The organism is Halobacillus andaensis, assembly GCF_014636475.1.
In the GTDB taxonomy this organism is placed as follows: Bacteria; Bacillota; Bacilli; order Bacillales; family Halobacillaceae; genus Halobacillus_A; species Halobacillus_A andaensis.
The window spans coordinates 200,495-226,391 of sequence record NZ_BMEL01000004.1 but is presented as its reverse complement, the minus strand read 5'-3'; the positions used below and the strand labels follow the sequence as shown (position 1 = coordinate 226,391).

At 40.5% G+C, this 25,897-nt stretch carries 21 protein-coding genes; 12 read left to right on the top strand and 9 right to left on the bottom strand.

What is annotated here, in order from left to right; all coding sequences use genetic code 11:
- Positions 1-79: 79 nt before the first annotated feature.
- The 3 genes from IEV27_RS15885 to IEV27_RS15875 form a co-directional block, all read right to left on the bottom strand.
- Positions 80-1,075: a LacI family DNA-binding transcriptional regulator gene (locus tag IEV27_RS15885; RefSeq protein WP_188378485.1), complete on the bottom strand. Its 996-nt coding sequence runs from the start codon at positions 1,073-1,075 to the stop codon at positions 80-82.
- Between the two features lie 127 nt (positions 1,076-1,202).
- Positions 1,203-1,661, bottom strand: coding sequence for a hypothetical protein (locus tag IEV27_RS15880; RefSeq protein ID WP_188378484.1), 459 nt, complete (start codon positions 1,659-1,661; stop codon positions 1,203-1,205).
- A 270-nt stretch (positions 1,662-1,931) separates the two neighbouring features.
- Positions 1,932-2,081: a hypothetical protein gene (locus IEV27_RS15875; RefSeq protein WP_188378483.1), complete on the bottom strand. Its 150-nt coding sequence runs from the start codon at positions 2,079-2,081 to the stop codon at positions 1,932-1,934.
- A gap of 188 nt (positions 2,082-2,269) precedes the next feature.
- On the opposite strand from IEV27_RS15875, the gene IEV27_RS15870 reads away from it, so the two are divergent.
- The 4 genes from IEV27_RS15870 to IEV27_RS15855 all read left to right on the top strand — a co-directional run bounded on the left by IEV27_RS15870 (position 2,270) and on the right by IEV27_RS15855 (position 7,470).
- Complete coding sequence (locus IEV27_RS15870; RefSeq protein WP_188378482.1) at positions 2,270-3,394, top strand: M14 family metallopeptidase; 1,125 nt, start codon at positions 2,270-2,272, stop codon at positions 3,392-3,394.
- Positions 3,395-4,120: 726 nt separating this feature from the next.
- Positions 4,121-4,978, top strand: a complete 858-nt coding sequence (locus IEV27_RS15865; protein WP_188378481.1) for an STAS domain-containing protein — start codon at positions 4,121-4,123, stop codon at positions 4,976-4,978.
- A gap of 219 nt (positions 4,979-5,197) precedes the next feature.
- Positions 5,198-6,238, top strand: coding sequence for a M14 family zinc carboxypeptidase (locus IEV27_RS15860; RefSeq protein WP_188378480.1), 1,041 nt, complete (start codon positions 5,198-5,200; stop codon positions 6,236-6,238).
- Between the two features lie 23 nt (positions 6,239-6,261).
- The gene (locus IEV27_RS15855; protein WP_188378479.1) at positions 6,262-7,470 is read left to right on the top strand and encodes a M14 family zinc carboxypeptidase; all 1,209 of its coding nucleotides are present in this window, start codon (positions 6,262-6,264) and stop codon (positions 7,468-7,470) included.
- 40 nt (positions 7,471-7,510) lie between these two features.
- Here the strand turns inward: IEV27_RS15855 and IEV27_RS15850 are convergent, their stop codons facing one another.
- Together IEV27_RS15850 and IEV27_RS15845 are read right to left on the bottom strand one after the other, a co-directional pair.
- On the bottom strand, positions 7,511-8,614 hold the full coding sequence (locus IEV27_RS15850; protein WP_229735410.1) for a CapA family protein: 1,104 nt from the start codon (positions 8,612-8,614) through the stop codon (positions 7,511-7,513).
- A 162-nt stretch (positions 8,615-8,776) separates the two neighbouring features.
- Positions 8,777-9,676, bottom strand: coding sequence for a vanadium-dependent haloperoxidase (locus IEV27_RS15845; RefSeq protein WP_229735388.1), 900 nt, complete (start codon positions 9,674-9,676; stop codon positions 8,777-8,779).
- 142 nt (positions 9,677-9,818) lie between these two features.
- Here IEV27_RS15845 and IEV27_RS15840 point away from each other — a divergent pair, with 142 nt between their 5' ends.
- The 7 genes from IEV27_RS15840 to IEV27_RS15810 all read left to right on the top strand — a co-directional run bounded on the left by IEV27_RS15840 (position 9,819) and on the right by IEV27_RS15810 (position 18,388).
- On the top strand, positions 9,819-10,748 hold the full coding sequence (locus IEV27_RS15840) for a prenyltransferase (RefSeq protein WP_188378477.1): 930 nt from the start codon (positions 9,819-9,821) through the stop codon (positions 10,746-10,748).
- Positions 10,749-10,840: 92 nt separating this feature from the next.
- Positions 10,841-11,311: a nucleoside deaminase gene (locus IEV27_RS15835; RefSeq protein WP_188378476.1), complete on the top strand. Its 471-nt coding sequence runs from the start codon at positions 10,841-10,843 to the stop codon at positions 11,309-11,311.
- A 197-nt stretch (positions 11,312-11,508) separates the two neighbouring features.
- Entirely contained in the window at positions 11,509-13,323 is a 1,815-nt protein-coding gene (locus IEV27_RS15830; protein WP_188378475.1) for a glycoside hydrolase family 2 protein, read from the top strand.
- A gap of 17 nt (positions 13,324-13,340) precedes the next feature.
- Entirely contained in the window at positions 13,341-14,735 is a 1,395-nt protein-coding gene (locus IEV27_RS15825) for an MFS transporter (protein WP_188378474.1), read from the top strand.
- Positions 14,736-14,829: 94 nt separating this feature from the next.
- Entirely contained in the window at positions 14,830-15,750 is a 921-nt protein-coding gene (locus IEV27_RS15820) for an ArsR/SmtB family transcription factor (RefSeq protein WP_188378473.1), read from the top strand.
- Positions 15,751-15,815: 65 nt separating this feature from the next.
- Positions 15,816-16,850, top strand: coding sequence for an aldose epimerase family protein (locus tag IEV27_RS15815; protein ID WP_188378472.1), 1,035 nt, complete (start codon positions 15,816-15,818; stop codon positions 16,848-16,850).
- Between the two features lie 527 nt (positions 16,851-17,377).
- Positions 17,378-18,388, top strand: a complete 1,011-nt coding sequence (locus IEV27_RS15810; protein ID WP_188378471.1) for a LacI family DNA-binding transcriptional regulator — start codon at positions 17,378-17,380, stop codon at positions 18,386-18,388.
- 664 nt (positions 18,389-19,052) lie between these two features.
- On the opposite strand, the gene IEV27_RS15805 is transcribed toward IEV27_RS15810, so the two are convergent.
- The 4 genes from IEV27_RS15805 to IEV27_RS15790 all read right to left on the bottom strand — a co-directional run bounded on the left by IEV27_RS15805 (position 19,053) and on the right by IEV27_RS15790 (position 24,486).
- A complete protein-coding gene (locus tag IEV27_RS15805) occupies positions 19,053-21,284 on the bottom strand; it encodes an alpha-galactosidase (RefSeq protein ID WP_188378470.1) in 2,232 nt (743 codons plus the stop codon).
- Between the two features lie 55 nt (positions 21,285-21,339).
- On the bottom strand, positions 21,340-22,164 hold the full coding sequence (locus tag IEV27_RS15800) for a carbohydrate ABC transporter permease (protein ID WP_188378469.1): 825 nt from the start codon (positions 22,162-22,164) through the stop codon (positions 21,340-21,342).
- Positions 22,164-23,090, bottom strand: coding sequence for a carbohydrate ABC transporter permease (locus IEV27_RS15795; protein ID WP_188378468.1), 927 nt, complete (start codon positions 23,088-23,090; stop codon positions 22,164-22,166). Before IEV27_RS15795 ends, IEV27_RS15800 begins: the two co-directional genes overlap by 1 nt.
- 94 nt (positions 23,091-23,184) lie before the next feature.
- A complete protein-coding gene (locus tag IEV27_RS15790) occupies positions 23,185-24,486 on the bottom strand; it encodes an ABC transporter substrate-binding protein (RefSeq protein WP_188378467.1) in 1,302 nt (433 codons plus the stop codon).
- 332 nt (positions 24,487-24,818) lie between these two features.
- Between IEV27_RS15790 and IEV27_RS15785 the strand changes: the two genes are divergently transcribed.
- Positions 24,819-25,883 (top strand): LacI family DNA-binding transcriptional regulator, encoded by a 1,065-nt coding sequence (locus IEV27_RS15785; protein WP_188378466.1) that lies wholly within the window; start codon positions 24,819-24,821, stop codon positions 25,881-25,883.
- Positions 25,884-25,897: the final 14 nt, after the last annotated feature.

The window sequence follows — 25,897 nt, the reverse complement described above, 5'->3', positions numbered from 1 at the left end:
GATAAGCTTACACTCACCTCCTTCAAGTAGTAAACGATTACGTAAACGATTACTTTTTTGTTAAAAATAAGGAGGTACCTTAACAGGAACCTCTTATAACCAATTCAGAGTTTAGCATGACTTCGTTTGTGCCTTCTGTATCTCCATGGATACGTTTTAACAATTGTTCCACCGCAGCCTTTCCCATTTCAAAAGCGGGCTGCCGCACAACAGATAAAGGCGGGGAAGCGATCTTCATCCAATCATAATCGTCATAACCTATAATTGCCATTTGATCAGGTACTTTTACGTCGTTCGCTTGCAAGTACGACACCGATCCCATTGTCATCACATTATTAGCAACAAACAATGCCGTGACTCCTTCTTTATGAAGCTCTTCAGCCAGTTGATAGCCTTTTTGAAAAGTAGCTGGTCCTTCTTTTATATAAGATTTATTAAAAGCAATGTGATGTTGAGCTAAAGATTCCTTATACCCTTCTAATCTTTCATCACTGGTCGTAATCCCTAAAGTCCCCGTAATAAAGCCTATTTTCTCGTGCCCTTTGTTGAGTAGTACTTCCACAGCTTCCTTCGTTCCTTGACGATTATTGACGAGAATCGTATCTCCTTTATAGCCTTGAGGACGTCGGTCAATGAAGACGACAGGGTATTCCCCATTAAACTGGTCTTCGTACCTATGTTCCTTTCCATTAACAGGAGCAATTACTAACCCATCAATATGTTGACGGTTAAATACTTTAATCTGATCCTTTTCCATATCTGCATTCTCATTCGAATTGCTTAGTACTAAGTTATACCCATTTTCCTTAAGTACTTGTTCAATTCCATTGGCAATTGACATAAAAAAGAAATTGGATGTATCTTCCGCTAATAATGGAACAAGCAGACCGATCGTATTTGATTTTCGACTTCTTAAACTGCGCGCCACCATATTTGGACTGTAATCCAAATCTTTCATAGCTGCGTAAACTTTTTCCTTTGTCTTATCTGCTACATAGCGAGTGCCATTAATAACATGTGATACAGTAGCTGTAGACACTTCCGCTTTGATTGCCACATCTTTAATCGACGCCATAGTAAAATCCCTCTTTCCTGAGGATGAAGTAAACGATTACGTAATCGTTTACCTTAAGTAAATAGTAAAACAAGAAAACGCTTTCGTCAATAGACAATTTACACTTTTCACGAAAGCCCTTCTCTCTCTATTTATTATAATCCCATAAAATCGTCCATTCTCCTTCTTCCTTAGCTGCATACACCTTTTGATAAAGGTCAAAATGTCCGTACTTCCCTTTATAAGTCTGAATCACTGTCATCATATACACTTCATTAAGAGCGTCGCGGTCCTCTTCCATCTTCCAATCCTTTATTTTTTCTGCACCTTCTACTTCATAGGAAAATGTGGTGACCCCAAAATGGTTCATAAACACATGAGCCCGATCTTGAATATAATGTCCTTTTGTAAATTTATCTTTCATATAAGGGTGAAGCAGCTGCCAAGAAGAAGAGAAATCTCCTTCTTGCTCATATGTATAAAAGTCATCGACCACACGTTTTGCTTGTTGCTCTGATAAATTAAAAAGGAATAATACGAGTGCTATGATAAGAGGAATTAAGCCAACTACGAGAATCGGCAGGATTTTAATCCTGTTCTTTTTCATGCATAATGTCTCCTTAAACCCGACGTTTACCACATTGTATGCTTAAGCAGGCCAGGATATCATTCAAGAACTAAGGCGCAAGCGCCTTGGTAGACACGACACGCATAAGCAAACCGGCCGGAGGGAGGCGGCCTTCCCTTCCGCAGGTCGGTTTGCTTATGACGCGAGTGTCTGGGCGCTGGAGCTGGATATCACTCTATAAAAAAAGATTGGAATTTTATAATTACCTAGATTACTAAAAAAGCTCCCGTCTATACGAGAGCCTTATTATCAAAAATATGAATCATTCTTTTTTTCCTCTTCTTTGTGGTGTTCCTCCACCATCCACATAATAAATTCTTTTTCTTCCCTCTTTAACTCTCTTCCCATTTTGTCAGTGAATTCTCTCTTTAAGTCTTGATACATTTTCTCCTTGTCCACAAAAATCCAACCCACCTTCATCCCCAAAAACTAAACTTTTATAAGTGTATCAAAAATACAGATTTAATGTGAGGGAGAAGGTGCAAATTACACTCATTCCCTATGTTATTTATTATAATAATGTTTAACCTTGCTTCAGCTAGGAAACTCAATACTATTCAATCATTTAAAAAGAGTGGGGTGATCCTATGCTTCAAATCGACAAATACTTTCCAAATACGTATGAAGAATCTAGAGATGAATTTCGCCATCTTCTTCATAAAATCCAAAAGAAATGGCCAGACGCCAGTCTCTCAACCAAATCTATCGGTCAAGAAAAGGATAATACCATTGACACCATCTATTCGGAGGCACTTGAATCAAATGAGCAAGTGGTATTCCTCACATCTGGCGAGCATGGAATTGAAGGCTATGCCGGTGCTGCTGTAATTCGAATGTTTGTTGATGAATACCTTGATCAAGTCGACCCTTCCACAGCTGGAATCTGCTTGATTCACGCCCTTAACCCTTGGGGAATGAAACATTACCGCCGAGTAACAGAGAACAATGTAGACTTAAATCGAAATTATTTTTATCATCCAGATTCCATCCCTTTAGATATTAATGAGAATTACGCAGAAGAAAGCAACTTATTTTTACCGAACGGTAAGGTAAAAGATATCAGAAAAGAAAAGACGGATCTCTATCATCAATTAAGCAGAGGAATGGCCGAACAAGGCTATCAGGGCGTCAAAAAAGCAAAAGGTATGGGACAATATGAATTTAAACGCGGTGTGTACTATGGCGGCACCACTCAAGAGGAATCAACGCTCTATTTAAAAGATAAGCAGAGAAAATTGCTTTCAACGTTTCCTAGAGTCATTCATATGGATTGGCACACAGCACTTGGCCCCACGAATGAAGTTACAATAGTAGTCTCTGAGCACGATCCACGCAATGAGGATGAAATGAAAGCAGATTATCAGGTGCAAAACATTCAAAAGTTTACACCTCAAAAGGTAAAAGGCGACTCTACAAATCACTTTTACAAGCTGAAGAATGAGGAATTCCCAGAAACTCATTTGTTTTCTGCTTTGTTTGAATTTGGGACGTTTGGAGCTGATCGCGAAGCAGAACTACGCGAGTTTACGACGATTATATTAGAAAATCAATTGTACTGGGAAGGTGCTGAACGGGAGGAAGATAGGCAATGGATCCTCGAGGAGTTAAAAAACATGTTCTATCCCCCAGAAGCGGAATGGAGAGAATCCGTTATGAAGGAAGCCCAGCTTGCGATTGAATCTGTTTTAACCAAAGAGAAAATTCTTAAATAAGAAAAGAGGCGAAGATTCGCCTCTTTCATAATGTCGAAAAAGTATGGATAAATGTAAACAAGGCCTCCTCTGGTTCCTACATTAGAGTCTGCAGAAAAGGAACAGGAAAAAGCGGCGCTTTCCGCGGGGCAAGACGGAAAGTCTCCTCGGTCTGCGACCTCCGTGGCCTCTCCTGTCTGCTCATCCTGCAGGAGTCGCCACTCTTTCCGTTCCTTTTTATATCATGAGGTGCACGGAACCACCTTATCATGGACGCCTCAAAGTCTCTGATCTATTAGGACGCGGCTTTTATCGAAAAAGGGTTATAGGAAACAGCGACACCCCTAGGGGAGATACGAATAAGGTGTGACCCCGGAGGGCTTATAAAGCCCGAGAAGCACACCATTCGCTCAGGGATAGAGAGTTGTTTCCTATAACCCTTTCCACTTCCTCATGCAGGAAGTGTTTACACTTTCAAGGTAAAAAGGTAAAACTAAAGTTTCTCTACAAGCTGACACTCTTATCCAAAAAGAGTGTTTTTGCTCATAATGATTTAGAGAACCAGTGCAATTGAGCTTAACTTTTTTAATTACTTGTCATGTGCTTTCAATGTTCTACTACACGTGCAGGTCTCTCGCATTCTTAGCCTTTGAGCATCCCTCACCATTACATATGACGGTTTGTGGTAAAATAAAAACTACTTAATTAGAGCGAACTGAAATTATCATTATAGGGGGGGAAATACTCTTGACTAATCCATATAACTTATCATCCACGGATTTTCACTCGTTACGCAAAGCTTCCAAAAAAATCTTTGAATTAATTAGTGAACGTCTTAACGTAAACACGGCTTATGTGACACGTAGAGGGAAGTCAGCAATGACGGTGCTAAGCTCCTATAATAAACAAGAAGAGATTATTCCAGAGGGGTATTCTGTAGAATACGGCGGAACGTATTGCCGGTTAATTATTTCAGATGATCAAGAAGCAATGACCACATTTAATCTAGAGAAGGACGAACTAACACAAGAACTTGAAGTCACTACTCAATTAAAAATGAAAGGTTTCCTAGGAGTCACATTAAAAGATTCCAGTGGTGAAGTGTTTGGCACTTTGTGCGTCATGGATCGAGAAGAAAAGAAATTCAGTGACGATGATATCCAGTACATGAAGTCTATGGCGGAAGTATTATCTCATCTTATTGAACTAGATCAGACAAAATACAATATGGCTTTTTTAAATGTTCCAATCATTCCGATTATAAAAGGGGTATCCATCCTTACCATTCAAGGCATCATTGATGAGGCCCGGGCGGATAAAATAATGAACAATGTACTTACTTATAGTGCAGAAAATGACATCAATTATTTTATTATTGATTTATCTGGACTACTTATCGTGGATGGCGTATTTCCAAATGTATTGATCAATATGGTTCAATCGTTACAACTTATGGGGATTGAAACGATCATTACAGGGATTACCCCGGACATTGCTCGCCATGAAGTGAACAATGTAAAATTGCTCTCTTTAAAAACGAAGACCGTGACGAATTTAGAAGCGGCTCTTAAATACATTGGCTTTTATTTAACTGAAAAGGAATAACGTGCTTCAGCATATGGCTGAAGCACTTTTTTTATGTCATTTCACTCACGACTTTAAACTCACCAAATCCCATACTATGGTCCCGAAACTTTTAGCTCCCCCTCCAAATCACCTACCCTCATCTAGTTACTTGTTATTATTTTCCTCAAAATAAAAGGAATTCCAATGTTCATTATTGAAGTGGTCTAGACAACAAAATTTGAAGGAGGATGATGATTGATGAAGAAAAAAGTCTTATCGGTGGCATTAGCAGGTACTTTACTTGCTACTGGAGCAGCAACAGGAACAGTATTAGCAGGTGACAACAGTGCCAACGGACCAAACTATGAGGGCAATGAAACGATTAAAAATGAACGCCTTCACAATTATGAAGAGATGGTCAAAGTATTGGAGAAGGCTGACAGTCAATCTGAAGCTATGGAGCTTGAAACTTACGGAGAGTCTGTAAAAGGACGAGACTTATACTTAGCAAAATTTGGTTCTAATGAAGACAACCCTACTGTGTTATTCCTTACACAGCAGCATGGAAATGAGACATTAACGACTGAAGGGGCTCTTAAACTTATTCAGAATTTAACTTCAAACGGTAAGAAAACTCAAGAAATTTTAGATAACGTAAATGTGCTTATTGCTCCACGCTTGAATGTTGATGGGGCTGAAGGAGATGTTAATTTCTCTTTAGATGATTACGTATCAGGTACACATACGCGCTACAACGCAAACGAAGTTGACTTAAACCGTGATCACATTGATCGTGAACAGCCCGAAACGAAGGCCTTTCATGAAAATGTTTTACAAAAGTACAGCCCCGATTACATGATTGACCTTCACCACCAAGGTACACAAACGACACTCGGTGATTCAGATGAGCTTGTATCAGGCTCTATTCTTTATCCAACGACGGAAAATGTAGATGATGAAGTGCTTCAACGTTCGAAGCAGCTTGGTTCTGTTGTTTACGATGCTGTAAGTGATAAAGGATATGGCTTACTTTCTAAGTATCCTGGTGGATCAGCAGAAACGATCAGCCGTAACGGTCTTGCAGTAGAATATGATGTCGCCACGTTATTGTTTGAAATGCGTGGAATGGCCGATCACGAATACGATGATTATGTCCTGGGACAAAAGAGCAACGGGAAGCTGATCCAACAAGCTGTTACAGCAATGGAAGCAACACTTGAAGCTTTAGCTGATGGTTCTATTAACGAGGCAGACACGTCCTTCTGGGATGACCTTCCTGAAAGTGGTTATGGCGAATAATAACAATTTGAGGAGTGGAGAACATGAAGAAAAAAGTATTCACTGTTGTCAGTACTCTAGCCCTTTGTACAAGTTTAGCGATGCCAACATATGCAGCAGGGAACCATCCAGGTACACCTGAGCAGCAAAATTACAACAGCTCTGGTTTTACCGACTATGAACAGCTTGGTAAAAAACTTGAGAAGATTGAACAATCAAGTCAAGGTCGTGTAGAAGTTGAAGTCGTTGGACAATCCAACAACGGTCGAGACATTCACCAAGCACGCGTCGGAAATGGAGATCGTGTCATTTTAATCGAAAGTGAAATACACGGCAATGAAAAAACCGGCACGGAAGCGATTTTAAATCTACTTCAGCATTTAGGGTCCAGCAACTCTCCTGATGTAAAAGCTTTGCTCGAAGAGGTTACACTTGTCACACTGCCTAAAATGAACCCAGATGCTTCAGAACTCGATCGCCGGGGGAATGCCATGTCATGGGAAGAAGTACTACAGGACTTCCCTCAACTAGAGGGTGCAGATGGTCCGACGTGGAACCACTACTATTCGGAAAATGGAGCCACTTTGCAAGGGGATGACTATTCATCTCAACCTGGATTTGATGTGAACCGAGATTTCAATCCGGATTTAGACTACACTCCTGAACCAGAAGATGTGCCGGGTTCTTCTTCAGAACCCGGATGGTATATCACACCTGAAGCTCAAACCGTTCGAGATGTATATAAAGGATTAGAAGACGAATTCGGTAAAGTCGATGTATTTGTAGACTTACATCACCAGGGACTTTATTACGTGGAAGGGACGTCAGATCCTGTCACATTGTCGCTGTCTGGACAGTTCGTTCCTGACCCTTCAAGCGAAGCAGGTGCTAAATATGCAGAGTACGAAGACAACTATGACTACGATTTCTCACGCCAGCTAAATTTAGCTGCTTATGATGCTCTTCAATCTATGGGAAGTTCACCATTTGACAACATTACGTTGTACAGTCAAGGGCTGGACTTGCCGGGTACGGCACTAGGCTCTTTTGCTTTAAACGGAAGTGGAACCGTTCTTTTTGAAGTTACGGGACAAACACAAAGCATGGGACAAAAGAAAAAAGGAATGCTTGTTAACGCCGTAGAAACAGGGTTACAAGCAATTATTGAGGGCGTAGCAGACGGCTCAGTGAATGAGCTTGATCCAGAACGCTATGAAGATATTCCTGAAACCTCTTATCGACCAGGAATTTAATAGTAAAAAAAGCTGTCCTCTAGTGAAGAGGACAGCTTTTTTATTGAAACGCTCGTATATCTCCTTCTTCTATTGCCACTCCAAAGGATATCTCTTCTAAGTACGTCCATATATCATCCTGGTATTGCTCTCCAGGGTTTATGATTTGATCATCTTTAATTTTCCACGGTTCAAAATTCATTTGCACTTCTCCGTTATGTAACTCCACCTGTAGCAAACCGGTTTGAGCTTGAGCATCTTCTACATAATCCGGGAATAAAAAATTCCCTAATGAATAGGCCACAGGTGTCCCATCAATTATTTCAAATCCTTGCAGTACGTGAGGATGCGAGCCAATGACAGCATCAGCTCCAGCATGAACCATGCGAGTGGCATAATCCCTCGTTTCTTGTTCAGGAATGGCTTCTCCTTCATTGCCCCAGTGCATATACACGATCGTATAATCAGACATCTCGTTTGCTTTTTTAATGAGTTCAAGACAACGCTCTTGTTGATAACCGCTGGCGATTCCAGGCTGCTCTCCTATGGCATACCAGTCCGTACTAGGCAATACTTGTGAGAATGCAAGTACACTGACCGTCTCCCCGTTCAATTCAATCGTATGAGATTGATAGGCCTCTTGTTCGTTATGTCCAGCACCTGCATAATCTAAATCATATGTATGTAAATAAGACAACGTATCTACTAAACCTTCGCTTCCGTAATCCAGCGTATGATTATTGGCTAGTGATACAAAATCAAATCCGGCCTTACTCAGTCCTTGAAGATTTTCTGGATCTGTTCTAAAGTTATAGATTTTTTCCTCTTTCACTCCACGATCTGTGACTGCTGTTTCAAGGTTCGTGAGCGCATAATCAGCATTTGAAATCGGTTCTGCGACCTGCTCAAAAGGATATTCAGGTCCTTTATCCTCTATTGTTTGATCCAGTGACCATTCAAACATCACATCACCAGTGGCTACTAGTTCAATCGGTTCATGTCCATCTGTGTTTGTACCTTTAAGAGCTGTTGCATCCTTCCAGCTCATTTCGCTGAACGTTTTATCCGAATGTGCGGCAAACGTTTCTTCCTTTACCGCTTTTGAGTCCTCCACCAAACCACTGCATCCCGTCAAAACTAACGATAAAATAAAAACAACACGCACCAAAAATGATTTCCTCCCTATGGTTACACTGTTAGATCTTCCCATCCATCATAGTGGAAGATCCTTAATTTGAATAGAGAAGAAATGACTACCAATTGCTGCTCTTAGCTCGTAAAAAAAGCACCCATCCAATTAAACGAGATAGGTGCTTTTACCTATTTTTTAATAAAACAACTTCGGTTTTGGAGTATCTCCATACTTTACATCATCTTCCTTTTCTTTAAAGTCATCATCGATTAACGACGAGCACTCTTTCGGAAAGTCGAAAGGTATGAACTGTTTATAGTTTAACGGATCAATCTTTGCGTCTAAGTAGCGTCGGGATGGATGATCGACTGGTCTCAGTCCTCTTTCCTTCTGCTCCTTAAGGTGTTCGACAATAACAGAACCAATATATCTTCCTAGACGAAGCCCTTCTTCATTGTCAGAAGGAAAGTGAACTCCTCCGTACAAACGGCTAACCGCATCATCTTCTGCAATATTTTTAAGCTTTTTCGCCTCTCTAGGAAAGAAATAACTTAAAATCACCTCCGAACATCCTGACATCGTGGCGTGACCGGACGGATAAGTTGGAAAACGCGGTGTACATAATAAAGTTTTCATTTTTTGATCGTATTGATTGGGTCTTGCTACGTCCCATTTGTACTTCAAATCCCAAACGATAATCATCGTATCATTCACAGCCGCCTGAACTACAGCTAATATTCTGGCTGCAGTCGTTGGACTGACGTCATACGTATCAATCAGGCGATCGATCACCGGTGTCCACTGCTTCGTCGGTACTCCCGTTCCATAATAAATTCCTATGTTCTTTTCCTCAGGTGTAAGATGTTTTAACGTTTTTTGTACCTCTAACAGCTCTTTTTCGAAATCGATACGACTGGGAGGTTCAATCGGTAATTTCATTTTTTCACCATTCGGTTTAAGGTAGTGACCATGCGGATCTCTCTCGAGCATTATAAGAGGCCACGACCCGGCCAATGGCGTTACTGGATCGTTAGGTGCATGCCGCTCTCCCGCGTATGGTTCCTCTGACCATCGCAAATAATTTTTACCCACCATTTATCATCTCCTCGTGTTTATAACCTATATTATGAAGAGAGTTCAAGAAGGTATTGGACACTTCATAACATTTTAAGGTTCACTTTTGATGAATAAGGGTATCGATTATCGACATTCATCGTTCGAATGAAGGGGGATATATATGTTAACCAACCAAACATTAACTTCACTAAAAGGAGGCTGGCTTCTCCTTCGATCAATCGCTGTGATCTCCTCTAGTATAGCTACGATCGTTTCTACTGTTCTTCCTTTGTATCTCTACACTTCGATTTCATCTCAAGAATTATATCCATTATTTTTTCTATTAATTCTGGGTGCCTTTATCATTCATGGTGTCCTTACACATCTTTTAAACGACTATGTGGATCATAGATCTGGGACGGACCAATACAGCCCCGCGATTTTGTCGGGAGGCAGCCGCGTGATTCAAACAGGTTATATTTCTCCAGAGAATCTTTGGCGTACTGGTAAAAGTCTTCTATTACTTTTAATCCTGGTGGTACTCACCTTTTTATTTTTTGGCTATTATAAATTAGCAATCTTGCTATCTATAGGGATATGGGGAGCCGTTTCTTATTCCCTGCCCCCTCTTCAATTTAGTTATCGCCCGTTCATAGGAGAATGGCTTTCGACCTTCCCGTCTGTCTTATTCCTAGGTTTAGCAGGGGCATGGCTAACGTTAGACAGTCTCCCTGAATGGGTCTGGCAGAACGCTGCATTAAACGCCCTTTTCTGTATAGCCTGGGTGATGGTGCATCATATCCCCGATCGTGATGCTGACAGACAAGCCACTCCAATGAAACGAACGAGTGTCGTATGGTCGATAGAAAAATTCGGTTTAGCATTCAGCAGACTTCCCGCCTTGCTTTATTTTGGGTTAACCGGCGCCTGTGCCGTGTGGTTAGGATTGGAGCGAATCGAGGCTGCAGTTGGTCTGCTTGTTTTAACTGGAGCAGCGATCATTCTTGTGCTAAAGATGGAAGTGCAAGATGATGAGCAGGTTTCATCCTATGAAAAAATCATCTTGATTTTGGCGATGATTAATGCCGTTTGGCTCGGAATTTTTATATAAAAGGTTTTGGGTGTGTTACATAATCTTACAACTTCATTGAAGCTAATCATAAAATTGATTATTCTGAAAATTACATTCCTAGGAGGTTGATTATGGACCACAAAAACTATTTATATCAAACGATACATTTAGCAATTGAAAACATACAATCCGACGGTGGACCCTTTGGGGCGATTGTCGTCGACCAATATGGCAACATTGTGGGAGTTGGACAGAACAAAGTCACCTCCACTAATGATCCCACGGCCCACGCTGAAGTCCAGGCAATTCGTAAAGCCTGTGAAAACTTAAACACCTTTCAGCTGAAAGATTGCGTCCTTTACACGAGTTGTGAACCTTGCCCCATGTGCTTAGGAGCAATATATTGGGCTCGAATAGAAAAAGTGTATTACGCAGCTGATCAAAAGCTGGCAGCAGCTGAAGGATTTGATGATCAATTTATTTATGAAGAAATTAATAAAGACTATGAAGAACGATACATCCCCTTTCACTTAATTGATTTAGAAGAAAAGAATTTACCATTTGAAGAATGGAAGAAACAGGAGGAAAAGGTTGAATATTAATTAGTCCTTTTAGGTAATAACTCTTACTTAAATTTATAAACTCCAGTCAAACGACTGGAGTTTTTGTTATTAAATTAGCCTTTTTAAAATTTTTTAATTTTTATTACTATTTTTATTGTAATGAAACTATTTTTTGTGTAATAATAGTACCTAACAAATGAAAACCCTTACTTTTTATTAGAAAAGGAGCGATAGTGATGGTCGTGAGCTCTGCATCTCGCTTAGAAAAAAAGAAATCTACAGAACATGAATACCCTAGACCACAATTCAGGAGGGATGATTGGTACGACTTAAACGGGGAATGGGAGTTCACGTTTGATGATCGTGATATTGGAGAACAAGAGGGGTGGCATAACGCCTCGGAAAAGCTTTCTCAAAAAATTCAAGTTCCTTATGCCTATCAAAGTAAAAAGTCTGGCCTCTATTTAAAAGAGGAACATGAAATTGTATGGTATAAAAGAAATTTTTATTGGGAGAAAGCTTTGGACAAGGATCTGCTCCTTCATTTTGAAGCAGTTGATTATTACACCAAGGTCTGGGTCAATGGTCAATTTATTGGGGAGCATACAGGAGGGCACACACCGTTTAGCTTTTCAATTGCCTCGGCTGTTCAACACGGGGATAATTCCATCGTAATACGAGTGGAAGATCGAAATAGTGTAGAGCAGCCTATAGGAAAACAATCCTGGAAATCTTCCAACTTTTTATGCTGGTATACACGCACAACCGGCATTTGGCAGCCGGTGTGGCTTGAAGAAGTTTCACCCCTTCATATCAAACATGTAAAAATGACACCAAACATTGAGCAGTCTACTCTTCAACTTGAAACCTTGCTTCCCCCTCATCAATCAAAAGCTTATGTGGAAGCTCATGTGTATTTTCAGGGAGAATGGATCAATACCGTAGGAGCCGCGGTGAAAAAAAATCAAACCAGTGTTGAGATGACCGTGGATGTTGAATCGGATCAAGCTGACTTTCGGGTATTTTACTGGAGTCCGGATTCACCACAGTTGTACGATATTTCTTTTGTCTTACTACGTGAGGAAGAAGTAATGGACGAGGTAAACAGCTACTTCGGTATGCGCAGCATTGAGGTAAATGATGACAAAATACTACTAAATCGTGAGACATTTTATCACAAATTGATTCTCGATCAAGGATACTATAAAGACTCATTGATGACGGCTGACTACGAACAAATGAAAAATGATCTCACAAAGGTGAAAGAAATGGGCTTTAACGGAGTGAGACGACATCAAACCATTGCCGATCGTAGGTATATTCATTTATGTGATCAACTGGGACTAGTCATGTGGGCAGAGATGCCGAGTATCTTCCGATTTACTGACCAATCAATGAATGCAATGCTTCAAGAAAGCCGGGAAATGGTCCACAAGCACATTAATCACCCCTCCGTTATCGTTTATACCCTAATGAATGAATCATGGGGAGTTAATGAAATCTACCATCGGGCAGATCAGCAGAGTTTTGTAAACGCTCTCTATTATCAAACAAAAGCACTGGACCCCTCGCGTCTCATCGTCGGTAATGATGGATGGGAACACACATTAACGGATATTCTTACGATTCATGATTACAATTCCAATGCAGATGAACTTGCCAGCAGTTATGAAACCAAAGAAAAGTACGTAAATGGAAGCCCTTCTAAAACAAGTAGAAAACAAAACTATGCCCGTGGTTATCAATACAGTGGTGAACCAATTATAATGAGTGAATTTGGAGGAATCGCTTTTGCTCCTGAGTTAAAAGAAGACGATTGGGGTTATGGATCTAGACCGCAAACGAAAGAGGAAGCATTATTACGTTTTGAGAAATTAATGAAAGCCGTTATGGAGACTGGTTCTATTCAAGGCTTTTGTTACACTCAACTGTCTGATGTTGAACAAGAGGTTAATGGGCTCTTAAATCATGATCATGAGGAAAAATTCGATTCGAAGCAAATCTATAAAGTTTTATCAGCTATGAAATCTGAAGGATTTATTTTTGAATAATATGAGGAGGAGAAAATATGGAACCATCTAAAAATCAATCACTAACTGATATGGAATTGAAAGAGGACATTCGAAAAAAAGAAATCGCTTCCTATTTTGGTTATGGTTTTGCCCAATGTATCAGCTTCGGTTTAATAGGCTCATATATCCTGTTTTTCTATACTGATATCTTGGGAATTTCTGCGGCTGCGGCAAGTATCATCTTTCTTATCGCAAGGACGTGGGATGCTGTAAATGATCCGCTTATGGCTTCGATTATGGATACGTTAAATTCCAAACACGGTAAATTTAGACCCTATCTTAAATACATGCCTTTCCTTATCGTGATATCTACTATCCTTTGTTTTCTCCCTTTGGATGGGCTTAGTATGACAGCGAAAGTCATATATGCTGGGGGGACTTATATTTTATGGGGAATGGTTTATACAGCTTCTGACGTTCCATTTTGGTCCCTATCCTCCGTAATGAGTCAGCAGGCAGAACAGAGAACAAAGTTAATTACTTTCGCAAATATGGGTGTGTTTACAGGAATCGCATTGTCTCCAACCATTTTTACCCCACTTACCGAATGGCTCGGCGGAGATGATTTGGGACAAGGCTACTTGCTAGCTACCATTGTATTAATGGCGATCGCGCTCCCTATTATGTTAAATGGGTTCAAAAACACGAAAGAACGAGTGAAACCGCCTAAAACAAAAGTAAAATTTTCAGATGGCGTACGGGCGATTAGAGCCAACAAGCCGATGTTCGCCATACTGGTTGTGTTCTTTTGCAATGTCTTTATGAATATCACACAAGCCTTAAACATTTACTTTTTTACGTATAATCTTGGAAGCGCTTCATTCATGAGTATATTTGGTATTATTAGTTTTGCCAGCTGTATCGGCTTTTTCATTATCCCTAAGCTAAACTTGAAGTATAAGAAAAAGCATATGCTGATGGTGATTGTAGCTGCAGATGTAGTCATTAGAATCATTTGGTTTAGTCTTGGTTACTCTAGTGTTGTCGTTTCGTTCATTTTCATAGGGCTCACGATGCTATTGTATACAACTACGGGGCCATTAATTTCTGGAATGCTGGCAGAAACGATTGAATATACAGAATGGAAAACCGGAAAACGTAATGAAGCCGTTATCTTCTCAGGACAAACGTTTACAGGGAAATTGTCTGTGGCTGTTTCTGGAGGTGCTACGGGGCTGATCTTAACTGCGATCAACTATCAATCGAACCAGGCCCAAAGTGAGTTTACACTGAACATGCTATTTTTCGTCATTGCCCTGCTCCCTGCACTCGGTTCGATCATCCGCTTCATTATCATGTACTTCTATTCCTATACGGAGAAAGAATACAAGGAAACTGTCGAGAAGATACACCTTAGAAAACAAAGAAATGAAGCCTCTCCTCAAAGTTAATTTTTATGAAGAAGGGTGCTTCTTGCACCCTTCTTTTGTATAATAATTTGTTATACTTAAGGGAAAGACACACTCTTATACGGAGGCTTCTCTTGTGAAAAAACTACCATTAACATTTGAAAATATGCTACCCATCAATAAAGCTCTATCAAATCCGACCCGTGTAAAAATATTAAACTTATTAAGCGAAAAGCCGCACAACGTCAACGAATTATCTGAGAAGCTGAACCTTCCTTTCTCTACTACCGCTTCTCACGTTAATAAATTAGAAAAAGTCGATCTCATTGTGACAGAACTAGTTCCTGGGAGAGGTACACAGAAAGTAAGTGCCATTAACTATGATAGAATCATTATCGACTTATTCAATATGGAAGAGCAGACAAATGAACATGAACTTACCATTGAAATGAATATTGGGGATTATCTCGATTGTCATGTTCATCCCAACTGTGGACTCGTTGGAGAGCAGGAATACATTGGCATCCAGGACGACCCACGTTCTTTCTACGAAACAGATCGAAAGAATGCTCAACTCTTATTCTTCAGAGATGGCTATGTAGAATACAGGTTTCCTAATCGCATTCCTTATGGATACACAGTAAAGGAAATCTCATTTAGCGCAGAAGTGTGTTCCGAAGCTCCTAACTATAAACTGGACTGGCCTTCTGATATAACAACCTGGATCAATCATACAGAAACTGCTACCTGGACATCTCCAGGAGACTTCGGGGGAGAACGAGGGTCCCTTACTCCGGACTGGTGGCGTACAAATCTTACCCAGTTTGGTTTACTGAAACAGTGGAAAATCAATGAGGATGGTTGTTTCATAGACAATGAAAAGGCTTCTGACGTAACCATAGGAGACCTTCACTTAAGCGATCACCCCTACGTTGCGTTTAAATTGGGCATTAAAGAAGATGCCGAAAACAAGGGCGGTATGAATTTATTCGGTCCGAAATTCGGTAACTACGAGCAAGGAATCGTAATGAATATCAAGTACGAAGCCAAAAGCTAAATCTTACTTGAATTTTGCAAACCTAAATTAATAGTAAAGACTAATCAATATGGAGGCACACAAATATGGAAGTAAAAGAAGAGTTACTACCTAACGGTTGGAAAGCATTCACTGTGGAAAACGACTCCGGCATGTCCATACGCGCTTTAAATTATGGTGGGATCATCACGGAGATCAATGTTCCTGACCGCAGAGGCACTATTGAAAACGTCGTTCTCTCTTACAAAAAATATGAAGATTACGTAGAGGACCCCAATTATTTCGGAGCGCTGATCGGACGAGTCGCCGGACGAGTTGACGGAGCCTCCTTCCTTCTCAATGATGAGATGTATGTTCTAGATACTAATGATGGAGATAACTCTCTCCACGGGGGCGACCAAGGTTTTAATAAAAAAATTTGGAACGCTGCTCCCTTTCAAACAACAAGTGCAGCGGGAGTAGAATTCACGCTGGAGATTCCAGATTTAGAAGGCGGATACCCTGGCAGCCTTTCTGTGAAAATCACATACCAATTAACAAATCATAATCAATTCTCAATCGATTATCAAGCCATCAGTGATCAAGATACGGCTGTCACTTTAACGAATCATAGTTATCTTAACTTGAGCGGAAATGCAAAACGAACCGCTCGCGATCATAAGATGAAAATAAACAGCAATCAGTTTGTAGAATTGGATGAGAACCTTATTCCTACAGGTAAAATTAAATCTAGTGAAGGGACCCCTTTTGATTTAAGCAAGGAATCTACCTTGCAAACTGGACTCGACTCCAGCCATCCCCAAATCCAGTTAGCTAACGATGGATTTGATCACTATTTTATTTTTAATGAAACAGAAGAGGAACAGGTTAGCCTAAAAGATGAGGAAAGCGGGAGAGCTCTAAGAGTCTACACCAATCAACCCGGTATGGTTTTATATACAGGGAACAATTTAAATAGTGAGCACCTCTTAGAGAGCGGTCCTGCTCAAAAACATTCGGGATTGTGTTTAGAAACCCAAGCTTCCCCCGCTTCTCTCCATCATAAAGGTTTTCCAAGTATTCTTTTAAAAGCTAACGAACCTTATGAAAAGAAGACAACTTTCACGTTTGAAACCATTTAAAAAGACAGGAAAACTCCTGTCTTCAGGCTGTCGAAAAAGCTTAGACGGATAGAATATGGGGGTATATGGTGGTTCCTTCATTTTTGTCTGGAGAAAAGGAACAGGAAAAGCGCCGCTTTCCGCGGGGCAAGACGGAAAGTCTCCTCGGTCTGCGACCTCCGGGGCCTCTCCTGTCTGCTCCTCCCGCAGGAGTCGTCACTTTTCCGTTCCTTTGATCCAAATAGCTTTCGGAACCATTGAAGTATAGAGCCTTGTTGACATCTTTGTCTCTATAAGAGGAAAGCCTAGCCGCCACTTGTTCTAGTGAACTTTTACTTGCAATAAAAAGTATAGAGAAAACTAAGATTTCTCTACAAACTTGAGACAGGAAAACTCCTGTCTTTTTTCTTTAGGAATTCCGTTGCTTCTTCCTCAAAAAATTACTTTCCTTCAGTAGATAGGAGTCACGTTTTCTGTGTGATATAGTATAAATAAACCATTTTTTACTAAACAAATATTTTTTACTTACCATAGAAGGAGAGTACTTGATGGCAACGATTCGTGATATAGCGGAAAAAACCGGTTTTTCTATCGCTACCGTATCCAGAGTCTTAAATTACGATTCTACTTTATCTGTATCTGACGCGACAAAAAAACGGATTTTTAAAGTTTCTGAAGAACTGAATTACCGTACGTTAAAACAACGCGCTTCAAAGAATGAGAAGAAGAAGTACCGACTAGGCATTATTCTTTTCCATTCTGAGCAAGATGAAATTAGCGACCCTTATTTTTTAGCGATTCGCCTTGGGATTGAAAAAGAGTGCGCCGCCAAAAAAATCGATTTAGTAAAAGTTTATCGAAAAAATAATCAGTTAGATTTATCAGCTGTTAATGATATCGATGGGATGATCGTTGTTGGAAGAATTCCTCCGGAAGAAGTCGAGGAAATAAAAGAAATAACAAGCGCGATTACTTTTGTAGATTTTTCTCCATCTGATTTGACTTATGATTCTGTGGTGATTGACTTTCAAAGAGCTATGATTGAGGTTTTAGATCACCTGATATCTTTAAACCATCGTGATATTGGATTCATTGGCGGAGTTTTAGAAATTAGAGCCAATGAAACTTTAATGGATTATCGTGAAAAAGCCTTTAGAGAATACTTAACATCCAAAAATATTTTTAACGAACAATTTGTTTTTGTTGGTCGATTTGGTACGGAAGATGGCTATCGTCTAATGAAGGACGCGTTACAGCAGCCAAAACTTCCTACAGCATTTGTCGTAGCCAGTGACTCTATGGCAATCGGAGCGTTAAGAGCTCTTCATGAAAACAACATCCGCGTACCAGATGAGGTGTCTATTATTGGTTTTAACGATATTGCCGCCTCCAACTACCTTCAACCTTCTTTATCTACCGTAAAGGTATTTACAGAATTTATGGGGGAAACCGCAGTTGAATTAATGGTCGAACGTCTGGATACAAAACGGGAAATCCCCAAAAAAGTAGTCATCCCTACGAAATTAATAAAAAGAGAAAGCACATCAAAACTCAGTTAATAAGACTTGGCTCTCATCTATTATAATATTGCTTATTCCTCATTCTCACTAGTGGCTTTTTTATCGAACAAGTGTTTAAGGAAACGGCGATACTCCTGTGGGAGATACGAATAAGGTGTGAACCCGTAGGACTGAAAGGCAGGCTACTGAAGAAGTCCTTTCTAACCTTAAAGAGCCTCACGAATCGCTTGTCGGTGGATGCTTGCCGCGGGCACGGCCTAAGCTAACTTGGTCAAGAAGTTCACTAGACCAAGTGGATCTTCGGCTCGCGCTGTTCCCGCGACGCACCGGACGTGCTAGTGTCGATGTTGGCCACAGGACGTGGCCGGTTTTAATCGACCAGGCGTCACCACCGAACGCTCATCGTTGCATCCACAGAGATCAATCTAAAATCCATTCGTATGTTCAACTATCTGCTCCTAAAAACCATCTATAAGTTGCCTGGCTAAAGAACGGTATAAGATTGAAACGAAGCGTTAAAATTATAAAGGAATAGAAGGCGCAAATTTCTTAAAAGCTAGAAGAAAAGCGGTCTGTGTGAAAATTAAATTCCACATAGACCGCTTTATAAATTCTACCTTTCATAGACTTTCAGTTTTTCTGTTGACTCACTCAACTACAAGCTGAAGACTTGGCGTATAAGCCAACTCTTTTTTCTAAATGTTTATTGTTTAGCCGTTAACTTGTAAAGGGATGAGGTGAAATCCCCTAGTTTTTCGTTCTCAGGGGGCACAGACCCTGAATACTCATTTTCGAGCATCAGACCAGCTCTCATCAATTCATCACCGTAATAACTTCCATCCATGCCTTCGATTTCATACTCTTGCTGTTCATTCAAACCTTTTAAAAACAGTCGTTTAAAACCTGGATTCGGCTCAGCAAGAATCTTGTAATAGCCAACGAGTGCTTCCTTTTGATCGGGAGAAACGACCATCCATGCCACTCGATTGCCTCCCTCCTCAAACGGACTGAGCAAACGATAAAACGTGCCATACTGGATGAGCTTACGGTGCTGTTTGTAATAGTGGACTTGCTGCTTCACTTCGTCTTTTTCTTCAGGCGTCATCGTCGTAATATCCAGTTCATAGCCAAAGGTTCCAAAGAAAGAGACATCTCCCCGGGTCGACAGACTCGTAGTTCGGTGCACCTGGTGATTTGGCACATCTGATACGTGAGCCCCAATCGTACTCAATGGGTAAGCCATCGAGGTTCCATATTGAATTTTTAAACGCTCCACTGCATCAGTATCATCACTCGTCCACGTCTGCGGTGCATAATAGAGCATGCCCGGATCAAATCGGGCACCTCCGCTTGCGCATGACTCGAATAACACCTCTGGAAATTGAGACGTTAATCGTTCGTACAGATCATACACTCCTAAAATATAGCGGTGGGCCACTTCACTCTGCCGTTCCGAAGGTAAATCAAGTGAACCGATCTCAGTCATATACCGGTTCATATCCCACTTCACATAAGTAATTGGCGACTCCTTTAAGACTTCTGCCATTTGCTCATACAAATTATCGACTACTTCTTTCCGGGAAAAATCAAGCACATATTGATTTCTACCGTGGGAGTGTGTTCTTCCTTTTACCTGAATAATCCAGTCCGGGTGCTGTTTGTACAACTCGCTGGCTTTATTGACCATTTCTGGTTCAAACCACAACCCGAATTTCATGCCGAGGTCGGTGATTTTCCTGGCCACCCCTTCCACTCCATTAGGAAGCTTTTCTTTATCAGAAAACCAGTCGCCGAGTGAAGTTGTATCATCATCACGTTTACCAAACCAGCCGTCATCCAGCACAAACAGTTCAATGCCAAGCTCTTTTGATTCTTTAGCAATCGACAACAGCTTCTCCTCATCAAAGTCAAAATAAGTCGCTTCCCAGTTGTTTATTAATACAGGACGCTCTTCTTTTTTCCACGGACCGCGCACGAGACGTTCACGGTATAAGTCATGATAGGTCTGACTCATCCCGTTCATACCTTCATCAGAATAAACCATAACGACTTCTGGTGTTTGAAATGTTTCTCCAGGCTTAAGGAGCCAACGAAAATCAAAAGGATTAATTCCCATCGTCACCCTCGCCACATCATACTGATCTACCTCAACCTGAGCAAGGAAGTTTCCACTATACACGAAGTTAAAGCCATACACTTCCCCTTGATTTTCATCCGCTGTCGGACGTTTTAACGCAAGAAACGGATTTTGCTGAGAGCTGCTCGTCCCTCTCGTACTAGAGATACTTTGGATTCCTGGGACGAGCTCTCTTGATTTCACATGACGCTCTCTCGACCACGAACCAGAAAGCTGAACCATTTCAAAGTCGGCATCAAATAAATCGACGCTGGCGCTCAGTGCTCGTGTTAATTCAAGTTTTTGTTTTCCCTTATTAACAAATTCTGTGTTACGCGTCATGACATTGCGGTTTTCATAAACGGTATACGATAGTTTAATTTCTGCATCAATTAATGAATCGACTAACGTGACAACAAGTGTAGATGCTTCACCCTCTTCCTCGGTATAAGCAGCCGGCAGTCCGTTCAAAGCAGGCTTTCCCTCAAAAATTTCATGGCATTGATATTCAAACTGAGTCGTCCGGCTGCCGTTTTCCTGAAGAATTTGATAAGCAGGCTCACGGTAGTCGGTCGTTCCGTATGAAGGGTATTCCTGCTTTAATAGATCAAGCGAAAAAGTAAGATCACCTTCAAATACATTCGACATACCTGCACGGGCTTGTGTTCTTAACAGGTGCTGAAAAGAATCACGGTGTTTAATTTTTTTACCGTAATACAAGTGGCCAAGTTGATTATTTTTCATAATACAGAAAATGTAGCTCAGCCCTTGGTTTTGTAAATGAAACTCTTTTGTATTTTCGTTAAAGTAGATCGGCATGTGCAAGTCCTCCGTTACAACAATTTCAATAATTAATAGTTAGCTTTCAAGAATATTATCCTTTTACAGCACCAGATGATAGTCCGGCGATAAAGTATTTTTGTAAGAATAGGAACAAAATAGCCATTGGGATCATCGCTAGAAAGGCAGCAGCTGCTACAAGCCCGAGATTATTTTGATTTTCACCAAAGAAGCTGGCCATCGCGACCGTTAACGTCTGCACTTCACTGCTTTGCAAGAAGAAAATGGCAAACTGATAATCGTTCCAGATAAAGACACACGCGATAATCAATACGGATGCCGTCACTGGCTTTAAGAGCGGAAAAACCACTCTAAAGAAAATTCCTATCGTACTGGCACCGTCAATTTTCGCAGCTTCTTCTAATTCTTTCGGAATTGTGGAGCGAATGAATCCAGAATAAAGAAAAATAGTTAACGGCAGAAATGCGGCCACATTGTTTAAAATTGCAATCGTTCGAGTATTCAGCATTCCTATATCAACCACTAGCTGATAAAGCGGTACGAGAGCCGTAAGTGGCGGAACTACCATAATCGCTATGAAAAACATCATAGCTGCTTTATTCAGCTTCGTATTTCGCCGCGCCAATGGATAAGCAGCAAGCGAACCGACAAAAATGAGCAGAACAGCCGCTACAAATGTAATAATAAAGGAGTTAATGAAGGCTGGTCCCAGGTTTGCTTCTTGCCACGCTATACCGAAATTTTCAAGGGTAAAATACTCAGGAAGCGCCCAACGCGAACTGAAATCTCCACGCACTTTCAGCGAGGTCGTGATCAAAATATAAAACGGGATAACGTGAATAGCCGCTACAATGAGAGCAAGGATGGTTAACAGCCCTTTTTTCTTGTTTTTTATCATTACGCTTCAATCTCCTTCCGTTTAAAGTACCATAGCGCAAGCAAGCTAAGGATCAGAATAATAAAGGCAATCAACACACCTTGTGTAGCTGCATACCCGGCATCCTGTCTGCTGAAATACAAGTCGTACATAAACGTGGAACTGGACTGTGAAGCATTACCTGGTCCACCGCCAGTTAAGGCTACAATGACATCAAACAGCTTCAAGCCGCCAATAATGTTAATAACTACGTTAATGGTGATCGACGGGGCTAGCATTGGCAGCGTAATGGATTTAAACTGTTGAAAAGCAGAAGCTCCATCGATATCAGCCGCTTCATAAAAATCTTTGGAGATTCCCTGCAATCCTGCTAAGTAAATAATCATAGCAATTCCGACAAACTGATAGGTATTGACCAATACAATAATATAAGGGTTAATATCAGCATTTCCGAGCGCATTAATTGGAGCAAAACCGAAAGCCGTTATCGCATCATTTAGAGCTCCATTTTGAAAAGCGAAAAAGAGATAGAAAATATACCCCATAATTAATGGACTGATAATAACCGGAAGGTAAACAATTGTCCGTGTTAATGTTCTAAATTTAATAGAATTATTTAATAGTAAGGCGTAACAAAGACCAAGTCCGTTCTGTAATATCGTACTTCCGATCCCATATAAAAGAGTGTTCCGAATAACAGTCCAGGTTGTAGGATCATTAAACATACGTGAATATTGCTCAAGTCCGACAAAATTAAAGGACTGAGAAAAACCATTCCAATCTGTAAATGAAATTCTCACCCCATCCATAAACGGATAGACGATAAACACGGTGACAAATAAAACCGCCGGCAGATACATCCACCATAAGGATTTTTCCTTATTTAACTTTTGTTTATTACTGGATTTCCCTGTTTTTCCTCTCAACTTTCCAACCAGTTCGCTCATACTATATGTCATCTCCTTCTTAATGCACGATTCGTCTCATTAACATAGAAGGGAGAGAATGTTCTCTCCCCCTTTTAAGCCTAATTAATGAGTATTATTCGTCATCGCCTTCTTCTCTTAAACGGTCATATTCAGATTCCATTGTATTGGCTGCTTCTTCAGGTGATCCGCCGGCTAACAATTCTTCCGTTGTTGTCGACATTACGTCCCACATGCCGCTCGGCAGAAAAACACGGTCGAAGTAGCTGACAATTTCAGTATCTGAATAGTTCTCAAGATCTTCAGAGAAATAAGTGTCTGCTTCTACACCTTCAATAGCTGACGCTAAATTAGTCCCCTCTGCAATACGTTGTGCATTTTCAGGTTCAGCCATAAACTCAATAAACTGCTTCGCCTCGTCCTTCATTTCAGACTCTTCAAAGATAGCAAGTGTAAAGCGTTCCCCGCCAATCCAAACCTGCTCGTCTCCTTCATGAACAGCCGGGGTAGGCATTAAACCAACTTCTACTTCTTCATTCATTGCTGTTGCATCCGGTCCAACTGAACCACCTGCAAACATGAATGCCGCTTGCTCCCCAGCCATGATTTCAGGAGCCTGGGCAAATTTAGCAGTTAAAACATCTTGATTAAGCAGGTCATTCTCCTGCAGCATCAAAAGTTGTTCTGGAAGCCACTCGTATTGGCTCCAGTCAAATGAGCCATCAAGAAATTCATCTGTGTAATCATTTTCCTCATCGGTTGCGAACATCGGCGTCATCATTTGGTCGACCATCTGTCCTAGAGGCCAGCCATCTCCACCGGCAATCCACAATGGAGCAACTTGTCCATTGGTCTCATCACGTATTGTTTCAAGCGCTTCGACAAATTCATCCCACGTTTCAGGTACCTCAATGCCATATTCATCTAAAACGTTCTTATTATAGATAACACCATCCTGAGCCATGTTTACCGGATAGGTATATACTTTCCCTTCATCATCCGTAACGATATCTTCCATCGCAGGCTTCAAATCATCGACCCAGTCCATATCCTGCTGATCGTACGTATATTCTCCATAGCGCAACTGAGACCAACCATGGGTATCAAAGATATCCGGCAAATCGTTTGCGGCCATCTGAACTCTCATCTGGTCTTCATACCCTCCACCTGGAAAACTAGCTTCAACATCAATATCTGTTTCTTCTTCAAACTCGCCAATTAATTCTTCAAACGTACTCTTTTCCCCTTCACTACTTGCAGAAAGAGCCATAGTCAATTTACCCTCTTCACTTCCGCTTACTTCTTCATTACTTCCATTGTCGCTTCCATTTCCATTGCCACCGCCATTACCTCCACAAGCTGCCAACAATGCGATAACTCCAATACTACTCGCTAACTTCACAAAAGATTTTTTCATCATGTTACCCCCTAAGTTTTTATTATGGTTAGTATCTCCAGTAACCCTGAACGACCTTCCCTGATTGAATCTAGTAAAAAATAGCGAAATAAACCTTCGTTTTTTTACTAAAATTTTAACTTTATTAATTAAAACATAACAGATAAAGAAATCGCTTACAAGTGATTTTTTAAATTTTCTCATAATTAAATAGTATATTTCAAGCGGTTTACATCCTCTACATGTAATGTTAAAAGTAAAACTAATTTTATTCTTTTTTATTTTGAATAAAAACACTAACTGTGATACCTTAAATATTAAGTAAAATTTTAGTTAAAATAAGGAGGTGCGAAATGGCCAGTTTAAAAGATGTAGCAAAAGCAGCGAACGTTTCTATAGCAACCGTTTCCAGAGTCTTAAGTGAAGATGAAACCCTATCTGTAGCTGATACGACTAGAAAACGCGTGTACGAATCCGCGAAAAAATTAAACTATTTATCGCTTTCCAATAAGAAAAAAGCTTCTTTATTGAATAAAAAGAAGTCTATTGGACTAATTATTTTTTGTTCAAAAGATTATGAATACGAAGATGAATATTTTATATCGATAAGGAGGGGAATTGAGGCGGAATGCTTGCGCTTCAATCTAAATATCTCTTCCGTCGTCAGGCAGGAAAAAAATTGGACAGAGGATACTAGTCTTAATGATCTTCATGGAGTAATAGTAGTTGGTAATATCTCCCCGGAGACGGTGCAGCAAATTTATGCAAAGTATAACCGAGTAGTGTTTGTCGACGAATCACCAGGAACCGAGAAGTTTGACAGCGTGACCTCTGATTTTTATAGTGCAACGATCAGGTTAATGGAACATTTAATATCGCTAGGACATAAAAACATTGGGTTTATCGGCGGGCAGGAGATTATCCATTCCTCTTATCAGGAACCAGAACTGGACAGTATTGATAACTTGGAAAAGCTAAGGTTCGTTCCATATAAGAAGATCATGGAAAGAAGAGGTTATTATAACGATCAACATGTGTATATAGGAGATTGGTCGACTGATGCTGGCTATCACTTAATGAATCAAGCTATTAGTAAAGGTCAGCTGCCTACCGCATTTATAACCGCAAGTGACCCACTCGCAATTGGGGCTTTGCGCGCTTTACACGATTCAGGATTTCATGTTCCAAACGATGTATCAATTGTCAGCTATAACGATGTAGAATTAGCAAGTTACTTAAATCCCCCTTTAACGACCGCCAAGGTATTTTCAGAAGAAATGGGGAAATCAGCGGTAAAACTACTAAATGAACGAATGGAAGGTAGAGACATCCCTACCAAAATTGTTCATCCGTGTAAGGTTCAATTTCGTGAATCGTCGTCTGTAAATAATCAGGACAATTGTTCAGTAACTGTCTAAGTTTCATTTACTAT

Coding starts and splice junctions, on each gene's coding strand:
- IEV27_RS15885 (WP_188378485.1), bottom strand. CDS start 1,075: ATGGCGTCGATTAAAGATGTGGCAATCAAAGCGGAAGTGTCTACAGCT.
- IEV27_RS15880 (WP_188378484.1), bottom strand. CDS start 1,661: ATGAAAAAGAACAGGATTAAAATCCTGCCGATTCTCGTAGTTGGCTTA.
- IEV27_RS15870 (WP_188378482.1), top strand. CDS start 2,270: ATGCTTCAAATCGACAAATACTTTCCAAATACGTATGAAGAATCTAGA.
- IEV27_RS15860 (WP_188378480.1), top strand. CDS start 5,198: ATGAAGAAAAAAGTCTTATCGGTGGCATTAGCAGGTACTTTACTTGCT.
- IEV27_RS15855 (WP_188378479.1), top strand. CDS start 6,262: ATGAAGAAAAAAGTATTCACTGTTGTCAGTACTCTAGCCCTTTGTACA.
- IEV27_RS15845 (WP_229735388.1), bottom strand. CDS start 9,676: ATGGTGGGTAAAAATTATTTGCGATGGTCAGAGGAACCATACGCGGGA.
- IEV27_RS15840 (WP_188378477.1), top strand. CDS start 9,819: ATGTTAACCAACCAAACATTAACTTCACTAAAAGGAGGCTGGCTTCTC.
- IEV27_RS15835 (WP_188378476.1), top strand. CDS start 10,841: ATGGACCACAAAAACTATTTATATCAAACGATACATTTAGCAATTGAA.
- IEV27_RS15830 (WP_188378475.1), top strand. CDS start 11,509: ATGGTCGTGAGCTCTGCATCTCGCTTAGAAAAAAAGAAATCTACAGAA.
- IEV27_RS15825 (WP_188378474.1), top strand. CDS start 13,341: ATGGAACCATCTAAAAATCAATCACTAACTGATATGGAATTGAAAGAG.
- IEV27_RS15815 (WP_188378472.1), top strand. CDS start 15,816: ATGGAAGTAAAAGAAGAGTTACTACCTAACGGTTGGAAAGCATTCACT.
- IEV27_RS15810 (WP_188378471.1), top strand. CDS start 17,378: ATGGCAACGATTCGTGATATAGCGGAAAAAACCGGTTTTTCTATCGCT.
- IEV27_RS15805 (WP_188378470.1), bottom strand. CDS start 21,284: ATGCCGATCTACTTTAACGAAAATACAAAAGAGTTTCATTTACAAAAC.
- IEV27_RS15800 (WP_188378469.1), bottom strand. CDS start 22,164: ATGATAAAAAACAAGAAAAAAGGGCTGTTAACCATCCTTGCTCTCATT.
- IEV27_RS15795 (WP_188378468.1), bottom strand. CDS start 23,090: ATGAGCGAACTGGTTGGAAAGTTGAGAGGAAAAACAGGGAAATCCAGT.
- IEV27_RS15790 (WP_188378467.1), bottom strand. CDS start 24,486: ATGAAAAAATCTTTTGTGAAGTTAGCGAGTAGTATTGGAGTTATCGCA.
- IEV27_RS15785 (WP_188378466.1), top strand. CDS start 24,819: ATGGCCAGTTTAAAAGATGTAGCAAAAGCAGCGAACGTTTCTATAGCA.